Consider the following 12,690-nt stretch of genomic DNA (forward strand, 5'->3'; position numbering starts at 1 on the left):
TTATGGTATCGTAATTAGTATTTTTAGTTTTTACTGGCATTCTGAGCAATTTGTTGCAATTTTTGATCGATAGCTTCTTTAGATAACCAATGCCCTCTAATCATTACACCAGAAACCTGTGTTAAAGCTTTGATGTCTTCTAGTGGGTTTGCATCCAGAATAACAATGTCTGCATCCAATCCCTCTTTGATTTGCCCAAATGTATCTTCTTTACCAAAAAACAAGGCAGGATTCATTGTTCCTGATTGCAGCACATCTAATGGCGTTAACCCAGCTGCTATCATTCCGTTGATTTCGTGATGAATTGAGAATCCGGGAACATTAAATAATTGCGGGGCATCAGAACCTAATAATATTTGATGACCACTATCGTGTAATTTTTTTAATAATGTTCTTCTTATAGTATTAAATTGTTGCCATTGTTCTTTATTAAAATTGGGGTTCTCTTCGGTATATTGACCTTTTCGTTGCTTCCAATTTTGCAAGGTAGAAGCAGGCATATATTTCATTTCGGGATCTTTCAATAACTCATCGGCAGTGACCGGAGCAAACCATCTTTCGAATAAACTTTGAGTAGGAACAATCCAGGTATTATTGTCTTTTGCAAGTTGTACCAATTCATCAATTTTGGACTCATCTGCCAGAGGAGTGAAATTGTACCCAAAGAAACCATTATCTCCCGGGTTTACATTTTCAGATTCGGGAACCAGCCCTTCTAAAAAGCCATCAATATGATCAATAGAAGCGTATTTACTTTGTATAGCATGTCGTATGCCAACATCAACAGGAACATGCCCAGAAAAAGGAATACCTACTTCGTTGGCAGTTTTTACCAATTGATCGAATACTTCTATCGTAATACCAGGATGGATTTTTAAGAAATCATACCCTTCTTTTTGATACGCTGTTATTTTGGCAACAGCTTCTTCTTTTGTCTTTATAGAATTTCCGTTAAGAGATGGGCTAGAGGTAAAAATTCTAGGACTTAGGAGATCACCGGTCTCTGCACGTTGTCTTAGTTTTAGATGAGAAGGATCACCAAGCATACCTCGTATTGTTGTTATCCCGTTAGAAAGGTATAAAAACAAAACCTCTTCGATACGTTCTTTTGATGTCGAAGGTTGTGGGATATGTGCATGCATTTCTGCTAATCCTGGAATGATGTATTTTCCTTTGGCATTGATTTTTGTAGTATATCCTTCTGGATTTTCTATACTACTAGTGACTCTTTTTATTTTTCCAGAATCGATTACAATCTGTTGTTTTTCGATAGTAGTACCATTACTTACATCTACAATAGTGGCATCTGTAACCAGGATAGCAGTTGTACTCACTTGTTTTTGAGGTTGAGCACAAGAGGTAACCAATGCTGTAAGTAGTATGAAAAGATATGTTCTCATCACCAGAGTTTTAAAATTTGATTGTTGATCTTTTTAGCCCTTGCAAGGGCCATAGATCTAATTATGTCCTATGTGACATCCACATCCTGGTTTCATAAAGCTTTGTGCTTCTTTATGCCATGGGAAAGCTTGACTATAATTAGCATTCTCCCACCAGAATTTAGTTCGTGTTTTGGTTGTATTACCAATCTCATTCATGGTATCGGTATCATATAAGCGTCCGTTTACCATAGTATATTTTACAGTTTCTGTATTTCTGATATTTTCTAACGGATTTTTATCAAGAACGATAAGGTCGGCTAGTTTTCCTTCTTTTAATGAACCAATATCATTTCCTGCACCAATATATTCTGCGCCATTTAGAGTTGCAGCTCTTAGTGCTTCGATATTAGTCATTCCTCCTTGCTGAAGTAACCATAACTCCCAATGCGCTCCCAGGCCTTGTAATTGTCCATGCGCTCCCAGGTTTACTTTAACTCCGGCGTCGGTTAATGCTTTACATGTTTTCGAAACCAGGATATGTCCATTTTCATATTCTTCATCAGGAACCATAGTTCTATGTCTTGCGCGAGCATCTATAATAGCTCTGGGAGTATATTTAAGTAGTTTTTCATTTTCCCAAACCTTATCTTTCTGGTAGAAATAGTACTCCCCATTCATCCCGCCATAATTTACAATTAATGTAGGCGTATACCCTGTATTACTAGTTTTCCATAGTTCATTTACATCTTTATAAACCGGAGCAACAGGAATATTATGTTCAACTCCTGTATGTCCATCCATAATCATACTCATATTATGATAAAAAGTTGATCCTCCTTCGGGTACTACATTGATTTGAAGTTCTCTTGCTGCCTGTATCACTTGTTGACGCTGATCTCTACGTGGTTGGTTATAACTCTTCACAGATTTAGCGCCAAACGCTTTAGTTCTTCTTATAGAAGATCGTGCATCTTCCAGTTTATTGATCACTGCTTTAAAGTCTCCATCTGCTCCGTATAGGATAATTCCTGTAGAGTAGAGGCGTGGTCCCACCATTTCTCCACTTTTAATCATCTCAGACATAGTAAAAATCGACTCTGTATTGGCAGAGGGGTCATGAGATGTGGTTACCCCAAAAGCTAGATTGGCATATAATTGCCAATGTTTTTGAGTTGTTAGACCATATCTAAACCCTCCTACGTGTGCATGTGCATCTACTATACCTGGCATAATTGTTTTACCTTTTACATCATATACCTTTGCGTCGCCTGGTACGGGCACTTCAGAAGTAGTTCCGATTTTTTCAATACGGTTATCTTTAATAATGATAGTTCCATCTTCGATTACCTTATCACCTTCCATCGTGATTATTCTGGCATTGGTAAATGCAATTCTACCTTGTGGTACATCTGTTTTTACCTCTAAACCGATTTTGATCCCTGTTGCGGTTACTTCTCCTACTTTTTCTGGAGAGTTAGGCAAAAATGTAAAGTGGTCTTTAACCTCATTAGAGAAGTACTCATCCCCAAGGGTCCATATTATTTTTTTACTATCTCTGGACCAATGAAGATTAACCCCTGCATCTTTAGAGACTTGAGATACTGGTACAGCCTTAGAGTTATTATCCAGGTCTATTTCTTTACCATTAAGGACGAGTGGAGCAATAAATGCTTTATGCAGATTGGTAAAAGCAATCCATTTATTATCAGGACTAGGTACTAATCGGTTGGCATATTTAGATTTTATATGTGTCTTTTTATCTTTTCCATTAAGATCAACAGATTTTAACTCCTTAGTAAGGTTTCCAAAGTATGTACCTCCGGTTTGATAAAAGATACGTTTTCCGTCTTTAGAAAACATAGGATATTCGCCTTCTTCTGTTATTAGTTTAGCATTACTACCAGAGGATGACATAGTATAAATACCAGTATTTTTAGTAAAACTTAAACCCTGATCACTATTTCCATCTTCTTTTCTGAAAGCGATCAAGTTATTTGTAGCATTAAATACCGGAGTTCTATAAATTCCTTTTTTTGTGGTTAGCTTGGTAGAAGTACCTCCCGAAGCAGGAATTTTATGTATTGCTCCCAGATTTTCATCATTCCAGGTGACATACACAATATGTTGACCATCTCTAGAGAAGCTAGGCTCAAACTCAAAATCAGAAGATTGGGTAGTAAGACGTTGCGGTTTCCCTTTGGGTAGACTTTTACTCCATAAATGCCCAAGAGCACTAAATACTATAGTGTTACCATCTGGAGAAGTAACTGCGTTACGAATTACTTTGGAGGTAAACTTTTCGGGAGAAACCGGAGTGTTAAAATGCAAAGTTTCGGCAATTTTGATAGTAGCATCTACCGTAAACGGGATATTAGTCACTTGCTGATTCTCTACATTGATTTTATTGATTTTTCCACCAGCCCAGAATATGATTTCTTTGTTGTTAGGCATCCAACTAAAATTAGGATATATCCCAAAAATCGCCCACGCCTCCTGTTGATCTTTGTTTAATTTATCATAGATTGGCCATTCTTCACCGGTTTCTAGATTATGAATATACAATACCGTTTTGGTACGAACTCTTTTTACGAAAGCGAGTTTTTTGCCATCCCTAGATACTTGTGGTCGTGCAGCGCCTCCTGGTCCCCCAGTAACAGTAATCGTTTTTCCGGTTTCGAATTCATATCTCTTAATAGCATAAATCTGCTTGTTTGGATCTTTATTGTACTGAAAAAATCCACCAGGATACATATCCTCTGCATAGTACATATATTTACCATCAGGAGAAATATGAGGTTCATTAACATCCTGTTGGTCATTTTTTCTCTTGGTTAATTGTAACCCAGAACCCCCCGTGATATGATACTGCCACATTTCACCTGCACCCAGAGAACGCTGAGAGGTAAAGTGTTTTCTTGCTACCAAATAATTACCATCGGGCATCCAGACAGCATTGTTTAATAATCTAAACTTTTCTTTGGTAATTTGTTTAGGCTGACTGCCATCACTATTCATCACCCAAATATTATCACCTCCACCGGCATCACTGGTAAAAGAGATTTTTTTACCATCTGGACTAAAACGAGGTTGTACCTCAAAAGGGATTCCTGTACGTAATACTTTAGCTTTTCCGCCAGAAACAGGGATACTATAAATATCTCCCAAAAGGTCAAAAACAATAGTATTCCCATCAGGGCTAACATCCAGATTCATCCAGGTACCCTGATCTGTGGTAAATGTATGATCTTTATAATTAAATTCTCCTTTGGGATTAGAAACATCCCATTTCTCTTCTTCTTTTTTGTTTTTTTTGTCCTTTTGAGCTTGAGTATTGAAGATTAAAAATACCCCGATAATCAGAGAGGTAACAATATGTTTGTGCATGATGAGTAATTTATATGATCCGAAAATAAGGATTTATCATACAAAATATCTTAAAGTGATGTTAATGCGATTTTGAAAAAAAATAGAATCTTAGATTCTATTTTTTTCATCTTCAATCCCTGTTTTACGTTTTCTTGATTTTTTTACTTCTTTACTTCCAAAAGTATAGGTTAAATTAAAATTAACCTGTCGGCTATCCCAACCTCCATTACCTTGTATGGATAAGTCTCCAAATCGAGTATCTCCTTTCCATGGAGAAGTATATAAGATATCATTAAAAGCTAAACGAGCATTTAATTTATTAGAGAAGAAACGTTTTTGAAAAGCAAGGTTTAATGAACCTAAACTTTTGATTTGATATGTTCCTCCCCAGATAGATGGTGAGTTAAACCATCCCGAGATTTCCATTTTGTAACCTTTGGGTAATGAAAACGTATTTTGACCATATAAACTTAATGTGTTTTGAGATACTGAAACAAAGTCTTGATTATTAGCTTCAAAAATGGTTCTGTATGCATTAAGACTGTAATATACATTCCACCAGTCGTTAATTTTGGTAGGGTAGGATATACTTAGATTAATAACTTTTTGATCTGCTACATTTCTGGTAATAATGAAGTTTTGATTTTCACCCTGGGATTCGGTTACTTGTGCAAAATAATCACCTATTATACTGTAACTTAAAGCGGTAGTTAGTCTATAGTTATAAGTATGTGCAAGTTTTATGTTATCGGTGTATTGCGGTTGTAAAAACGGGTTTCCTTTTCTAAAAGATAATTCATTAATTTTATATTCAAAAGGATTTAAATTTTGGTAGTTAGGTCGTTGTATTCTTCGACTATAGGTCAATGCAAAAGAATTCTTTTGATTCATTTGATAAGTGATACCTCCGCTAGGAAAAAAATCAACATAATCCCTTTTTACTCTGTCGTCAACTGTATTTTGACTACTAAATAATTGTCCATCAGATTTGGTTTGTTCTACTCGAAGACCAAATTGTATGTTTAGTTTTTTGAATTTACGGTTATAGTTAAAATATCCGGCATGAACCTGCTCATCATACGCAAAATCATTGCTTTGATCCAGATTAAGAATATCTTGCCCATTTATTCTATCGAAGAAATCAAATTCATTCTCAGTATTTATATTAGAATATTTAACACCCAATCCTAATTTTCCTTTAAGAAAGTCTTGTTCGTAATCTACTTTTGCTGTAAAAATGGTAATATCTATAGGTGTATTAAAGAAATTAACGGTTTCACTTTGTAGTTCGGTTTCGTCTCCGTTATAATACCGATTGGGTTGCAGGTTTGCCCTGTCATTATTATACTGCCCATAATCCAGATCTATATTCATGCTATATCCTAGAGTATCTTTATAGCGATAATTTAGATTAGCGTATAGATTACTGGTTTTGGTGTCGGTATCACTTCCGGCAACTAAAACTTCTTCTGGAGTACTATTTCCTGGAGGAATAATAAGCGTTCTGGAATCTGTATTTGAAATAGAATTATTAAAGTTTCCGGTAAGAATAACACCTAAAGTAGATTTACTATTCATGAAGTAATCATATCCCAATTTTAGGTTATTACTATTGTTTTCATTAACCGTTTCTGATTTGGCATCAAGAATAGTATTGTTTTGTGTTCTGTATAAGTCTATAAAGCTAAAACTCTTTCCAAAACGATTACTATACGTCCCAAATAGGTTAGATTTTTTATTTCTGGTATTAAAGGAAACAGAAGTAGTATATCTTGCATAATCTCCATAAGTGATTCCGGCATTTGCAGAACCATTCGTACCTAAGCTTTTATCCCTTTTTAGCTTAATATTGATAATCCCGGCATTACCTTCGGCGTCATATTTTGAAGATGGTTGTGTAATAATCTCAATGGCTTCGATATCACTAGATTGAATAGTTTTTAAGTAATTAATGAGATCTTCTCCTCTAAGTACAGAAGGTTTGTCATCTATATATATCAATACTCCGGTTTTACCCTCTACAATAAGATTATCATTATTATCAACGATAACTCCGGGAGCTTTTCGTAAAAGTTCATAACCAGATGTTCCTGCCGCGCTAAGGGTATTTTGTACGTTAAAAACAGTCTTATCTGCCATTACCTGTACAACTGGCTTTTCTGCAACTATAGTTATTTCATCCAGGTTTTCTGTTTTTACATTAAGTGTAATCTGGTTTAGATCTATATCCTCTCCATTAACTATAATAGGAGCAGACGTATAGTCATCGAACCCAAGGCTGGAGATAATACCTTGATATGTTCCGTTTTTGACATTTTCGATATTAAACTCACCTTTTGTGTTGGTGATCACTCCTTTTATGAATTCTTTGTTAGAAACTCTGATAAGAGAAATTGTAGCAGCATCAATTGGCATTGATTGTTGATCCAGAACAATACCCTTTATCGTATTCTGGGCTTTTATTACATTTAAAGACATAAATACAAGGATGATACATACGATCCATTTGTTGTTTTTTCCACACATAATTGTTTTGTTTTTTTGTTTCGACAAATTTGAAAAATGAAACAATATGGAACATCTGTAAACCGACGAGTTGACTATTACTTCGTTAAACAGGAAAGGACAACTTATCTTGATATAGGACAATTCGTCGAAATATATATGCCGAAGAAGTGTTTTAGTTTTAGCTTTGTACTTATTAGAATACAATTATGAAAAAGCCTTTTCTACAAAGAAGAATTTTTGACATTCGGATTATCGAACTTATTGTTTTTAGCTCTATCTATTTATTTTTTGCATCTGCCTATCATATTGCATTGTGGATAAATCGTGGCGGATATCAGCAAGAGGATAACATACTGTTTGATCCAATAAGTTTTATGGATGATAGCGGATTAGGTTATACCTTAAAATTCATTATCACTCTTCCTATTTGGTGGCTTCTTTTTAGAAAATTAAGGACGTGGTCAATAAAAAAGAAGTTACTGCTACATCTAATATTGCTCCCTTTATTTGTTATCATATGGCAACAATTGTATAGTTTTTTTAGTACTATATTTGGTTTTTTCTATTTAAAAGGACCTGCACAAATTTGGGATATATACCTTCCTGCTTTATTTTATATTTTACAATTTGGAATCTTTCATTCTTATCAATATCATGTTGACAATCAGAAAAAGATAAAAATTGAAGGAGAATTAAGGGCTGTAGCGTTAAAAAGTGAGTTGTCGGCATTAAAAGCCCAGCTAAATCCACATTTTTTATATAACGTATTTAATACCATTAGTGCTTCAGTGCCTCCAGAAAATGAAAAGACAAGACACTTAATCGCAGAATTGTCAGACTTGTTTAGATACCAATTACAAGCTTCTCAAGTCGAAAAAGTTCTTTTAAAAGAAGAGTTAGATTTTGTGAAAAAGTACCTGGCACTAGAAAAAGAACGTTTCGAAGAACGTTTACAGATAGAAATTGATGTAGATGAGAAGGTGATGGAAGAAATGATACCTCCTATGTTATTACAGCCACTGGTTGAAAACTCTGTAAAACACGGACTTGCTTCCCTGATAGATGGAGGAAAAGTATCAATTACAATTTCTAAGAATGATGATAAACTATTTTTTGAAATTGCGGATACAGGTGTTGGAATAAAGGACAAAGAACAAGTATATGGTAAAGGTATAGGATTAACCAATACCAAGATGCGAATAGAGAAGATGTACAATTCTACTCTTAAACTAAGTGATAATACACCACAAGGATTAAAAGTTAATTTTGTTATATAATAGATGAAACCAGCATTAAAAAAATTAAACGTGTGAAAAAAGTACTCATTATAGATGATGAAGCGGCTGCAAGAAAGCTGATTAAGGAATACTTAATTGATTTTCCAGAACTTATTCTGCTAGGAGAAGCTAATAACGGAGTAGACGCGGTTAAAATGATAAATGAATTTAAACCAGATCTTGTATTTATGGATGTACAAATGCCAGGAATGAGTGGGTTTGATGTATTAACGCATATCGAGGAAATACCACAAATCATTTTTTCGACAGCATATGATAAATATGCATTACAAGCTTTTGAAGTACATGCAATTGATTATTTACTTAAACCATATACCAAAAAAAGATTTAAAGTAGCTATCGAACGTTTAAATTCGTATATGGGTGAAAACAAAGTAAGGCCTCTGGCAGAAAGTCTATTGATGGATCAACCTAAATATCCAGAACGAATACTCGTGCAGTCACAGGGAAAACTAATTACAATAGCCGTAAAAGATATTATTAGAGTAGAAGCTTATGGGGACTATTCTAAATTAATAACAGATACAGGAGTGTATCTTAGTAATTTTGGTATTTCGGTTCTGGAAGAAAAATTTAATAATACAATTCTAATTAGAGTGCATCGCTCTTCTATTATAAACCTCAACAAGGTAAAAGAGTTGAATAAGTATACAAAGAGTTATGATGTAATTATGCAAAACGAGGATGTGGTAAGAGTAAGCCGAGGTTATATGGATAATATAAAACGACTAATGTTTTAACTATATATTACCAATTCCCTCTGGATTTTATATTCGCTTCACAGAATTTAATAATCTCTACAATACGTTTATCACGGGTTTCTTGTCGTTTGGCTTGATTAATCCAATAGAGGTAACTTTTACGGTAGCTTTGTGCAAAGTTTTGGTAGTTTTCAAAAGCCAAAGGGTTTTGATCAAAGGCATGTTGTAAGTCTTTGGGAATGACACCATTTTCTACATCATCTAGAGCAACCCATGAACCGTTCTTTTTGGCTACTTCGATACTTATCAAACCACTTTGATGCATCAAATCATTTTTGATAAGATCTATGATGTAGGTTTTATTGACTTTGCTCCAAACACTTTTGGGTTTACGAGGACAGAAATATTGCTTGCGACGTTGATCATCTAGTCTTTTTACCGTAGAATCTATCCAACCATAACATAGTGCTACTTTTACAGCTTCTTCCCATCGCATACTTGGTTGTTTGCTTTCTACTTTATAAAGTATAAGATAAACTCCCTGAGATTGATGGTGATTTTCATGAAGCCAGGAACGCCATTCCTGATCATTTTTAAAATATAATTCGGGTTTGTCAGACATAAAAAATGACCTTGATAAAATTACGTTTTCAAGGTAATAATTTTTTGGAATACAATATATATTCAAAATATAATCAGATTCCTTTTTGATGCCCTGCTTTTTTTTAGTTTTGCATTCTTAAATTAGAAAGATATGATTTCTGTAGACGGAATTGCTGTAGAGTTTAGTGGTGAAACATTATTTAGTAATGTTTCTTTTGTTATTAATGAAAATGATAAAATTGCCCTAATGGGTAAAAATGGTGCGGGTAAATCCACTATGATGAAAATTATTGCCGGAGTGCAGAAAGCAAACAAAGGGCATATTAGATGTCCTAAGGAAGCAGTGATTGCATATTTACCGCAACATCTATTAACAGATGATGATTGTACTGTGTTTGAAGAGGCATTAAAGGCGTTTAGCGATATTTTGGGGATGCAGGAAGAAATGGATCGGTTAAACAAAGAACTCGAAACTCGTACCGATTATGAATCTAGTGAGTATATGTCAATTATCGAAAAAGTAACCGATCTGGGAGAGAAATTTTATGCTGTAGAAGAGGTTAATTATGAAGCCGAAGTAGAGAAAGCACTAAAAGGACTTGGGTTTAAGAGAGAAGATTTTACACGACCTACTAGTGAGTTTAGTGGCGGGTGGAGAATGCGTATAGAGCTTGCTAAAATATTACTACAGAAACCAGACCTTATCCTTTTAGATGAACCTACCAATCATGTAGATATAGAATCTGTGATTTGGCTAGAGGACTTTTTGATCAATAAAGCCAAGGCAGTTATTGTGATCTCTCATGATAAAACCTTTATCGATACGATCACCAATAGAACTATAGAGGTGACAATGGGAAGAATCTATGACTATAAAGCAAATTATTCGCATTATCTTCAGCTACGAGAGGAAAGAAGAGCGAATCAAATAAAAGCATACCAGGAACAACAGAAATTTATTGCAGATACCAAAACATTTATCGAACGGTTTAAAGGAACCTACTCAAAAACCAATCAGGTAAACTCACGAGAACGCATGTTAGAGAAGTTAGAGATTATAGAGATTGATGAGATCGATACTTCATCTTTAAAACTTAGATTTCCTGCATCAGTTCGATCAGGAGATTATCCTGTAATAGCAAAAGATTTATCAAAAAGTTATGATGACCATGTAGTATTTAAAAACGCAAATTTATCGATTTCGAGAGGAGAAAAAGTATCATTTGTAGGACGTAACGGTGAAGGTAAATCTACAATGATCAAAGCAATTATGGGAGAGATTGAGTACGAAGGGGCTTGTGACCTGGGACATAATGTTAAAGTAGGATATTTTGCTCAAAATCAAGCGGCATTATTAGATCAGAACCTTACCGTGTTTCAGACAGTTGATGAGGTAGCAGAAGGAGAAGTACGAACACAGATCAAAAATATTTTGGGACAATTTATGTTCGGAGGCGATGATATCGATAAAAAAGTAAGTGTTCTTTCGGGAGGAGAACGAACACGACTGGCGATGGTTAAGTTACTTTTAGAGCCTGTTAACCTTTTAATTCTAGATGAACCTACAAATCACCTAGATTTAAAATCAAAAGATGTACTAAAGGAAGCTTTATTAAATTTTGATGGTACCTTAATTTTGGTTTCTCATGATCGTGACTTTTTACAAGGGCTATCACAAAAGGTATTTGAATTTAAAAATAAAAGAGTAATTGAGCATTTTGAAACTATAGACGATTTTCTTTCTAGAAACAAGATTGAAAACCTAAAAGAAATTGATCTTAAATCATAACGGTACGACTGTTATTGCTTTAAAAACCAATACATCACTCACCAAGGCGCTATAAATAATATACGATCTATCAAAAAATCCGTTAGATTTGTAGACCAATAATCTGAATGTAATCAAAGAAGGTTAGTTTTTTTTGAATGATAAAAGTATCGATGTATAAAATATATAGCGAATGGAAGTATTAGAAATCATATTATTGATTTTGGCATATTCCCTAATTATCATTGCATTATTTTTGGAGGTTATTTGCTATAAAAAAAACATTGAAACGCTTGAAACTATATATTTTACGATTTCACTACTTTTATTAATCGTTGCATTAACAGTGACCTATTTTTTTAGACCTTTTAACCATTCCGATAATACTAATATTTTTATTTTATTGGCGATGATATTGGTTGCACTTACTACTCCTTTGCATATTCTAGAAGAGAGACGTCACACCATAAAACCTATTTTCAGAAAAGTACTAATAGCCTTTTCTGGAGTGTTAACCATACTTGTTATTGCGGGTCATTTTACTAAAATATTAAATGTTTTACAGTATGTAGTAGCACTATTTTTAGGGATTTCTGTTGTTTTATCTATGATTCTGATAAGAACGACCAAACCAAAAGTAAACATAGCACATCGTGAAAAAATAGAACGGTATATTGCTATTGCCGTCCTAATTATGATTCCACTTTCTTTGTTAACCAATTATGCTGTAGACCTAAATGGCATAAACACAAAAATAGGATTTACACTTCCACTGATTTTTATTGTACTTGCAGGAAGCAAATTATGGAGTGATATAGAACGCCTGTCTCTTTTTAAACCTAAAAACACGGTGAAAGAGCAAAACCTAATTAATTACTCCTTGACCAATAGAGAAAAGGAAATTGCTTTACTTCTTATTAAAGGAAATACATATAAGCATATATCAGAACAGCTATTTATATCAATTCCTACTGTAAAAACACATGTTTCTAATATTTACAGAAAATGTAAAATAAATAACAGAATAGAACTTATTTCGTTGTTATCTAACTGATTACTCTTGT

The 12,690-nt window shown here is 34.2% G+C and carries 8 protein-coding genes; 4 read left to right on the plus strand and 4 right to left on the minus strand.

The genetic code is table 11. From position 1 onward, the window contains the following. Window positions 1-23: 23 nt before the first annotated feature. From Z053_RS0109325 to Z053_RS0109335, 3 genes are all read right to left on the minus strand, one after another. On the minus strand, window positions 24-1,400 hold the full coding sequence (locus Z053_RS0109325; RefSeq protein ID WP_025664758.1) for an amidohydrolase family protein: 1,377 nt from the start codon (window positions 1,398-1,400) through the stop codon (window positions 24-26). A 57-nt stretch (window positions 1,401-1,457) separates the two neighbouring features. Next, window positions 1,458-4,766 (minus strand): amidohydrolase family protein, encoded by a 3,309-nt coding sequence (locus tag Z053_RS0109330; protein WP_025664759.1) that lies wholly within the window; start codon window positions 4,764-4,766, stop codon window positions 1,458-1,460. 90 nt (window positions 4,767-4,856) lie between these two features. Beyond that, window positions 4,857-7,274, minus strand: a complete 2,418-nt coding sequence (locus tag Z053_RS0109335) for a TonB-dependent receptor domain-containing protein (RefSeq protein ID WP_025664760.1) — start codon at window positions 7,272-7,274, stop codon at window positions 4,857-4,859. A 188-nt stretch (window positions 7,275-7,462) separates the two neighbouring features. Between Z053_RS0109335 and Z053_RS0109345 the strand changes: the two genes are divergently transcribed. Both Z053_RS0109345 and Z053_RS0109350 read left to right on the plus strand, forming a co-directional pair. Further along, a complete protein-coding gene (locus Z053_RS0109345) occupies window positions 7,463-8,533 on the plus strand; it encodes a sensor histidine kinase (RefSeq protein ID WP_025664761.1) in 1,071 nt (356 codons plus the stop codon). 32 nt (window positions 8,534-8,565) lie between these two features. Next, complete coding sequence (locus Z053_RS0109350) at window positions 8,566-9,294, plus strand: LytR/AlgR family response regulator transcription factor (RefSeq protein WP_025664762.1); 729 nt, start codon at window positions 8,566-8,568, stop codon at window positions 9,292-9,294. A 7-nt stretch (window positions 9,295-9,301) separates the two neighbouring features. Here Z053_RS0109350 and Z053_RS0109355 read toward each other — a convergent pair whose 3' ends face one another. Then, window positions 9,302-9,877 (minus strand): YdeI/OmpD-associated family protein, encoded by a 576-nt coding sequence (locus Z053_RS0109355; protein WP_025664763.1) that lies wholly within the window; start codon window positions 9,875-9,877, stop codon window positions 9,302-9,304. A gap of 132 nt (window positions 9,878-10,009) precedes the next feature. Between Z053_RS0109355 and Z053_RS0109360 the strand changes: the two genes are divergently transcribed. After that, complete coding sequence (locus Z053_RS0109360; RefSeq protein ID WP_025664764.1) at window positions 10,010-11,647, plus strand: ABC-F family ATP-binding cassette domain-containing protein; 1,638 nt, start codon at window positions 10,010-10,012, stop codon at window positions 11,645-11,647. Between the two features lie 172 nt (window positions 11,648-11,819). Beyond that, on the plus strand, window positions 11,820-12,680 hold the full coding sequence (locus Z053_RS0109365; protein WP_025664765.1) for a response regulator transcription factor: 861 nt from the start codon (window positions 11,820-11,822) through the stop codon (window positions 12,678-12,680). Window positions 12,681-12,690 lie beyond the last annotated feature (10 nt).

Origin of the sequence: Aquimarina megaterium XH134, assembly GCF_000520975.1 — a bacterium.
Lineage (GTDB): Bacteria > Bacteroidota > Bacteroidia > Flavobacteriales > Flavobacteriaceae > Aquimarina > Aquimarina megaterium.

Excerpts from the sequence above, each read along its gene's own strand:
- Z053_RS0109325 (WP_025664758.1), bottom strand. The coding sequence starts at position 1,400 with ATGAGAACATATCTTTTCATACTACTTACAGCATTGGTTACCTCTTGT.
- Z053_RS0109330 (WP_025664759.1), bottom strand. The coding sequence starts at position 4,766 with ATGCACAAACATATTGTTACCTCTCTGATTATCGGGGTATTTTTAATC.
- Z053_RS0109335 (WP_025664760.1), bottom strand. The coding sequence starts at position 7,274 with ATGTGTGGAAAAAACAACAAATGGATCGTATGTATCATCCTTGTATTT.
- Z053_RS0109345 (WP_025664761.1), top strand. The coding sequence starts at position 7,463 with ATGAAAAAGCCTTTTCTACAAAGAAGAATTTTTGACATTCGGATTATC.
- Z053_RS0109355 (WP_025664763.1), bottom strand. The coding sequence starts at position 9,877 with ATGTCTGACAAACCCGAATTATATTTTAAAAATGATCAGGAATGGCGT.
- Z053_RS0109360 (WP_025664764.1), top strand. The coding sequence starts at position 10,010 with ATGATTTCTGTAGACGGAATTGCTGTAGAGTTTAGTGGTGAAACATTA.
- Z053_RS0109365 (WP_025664765.1), top strand. The coding sequence starts at position 11,820 with ATGGAAGTATTAGAAATCATATTATTGATTTTGGCATATTCCCTAATT.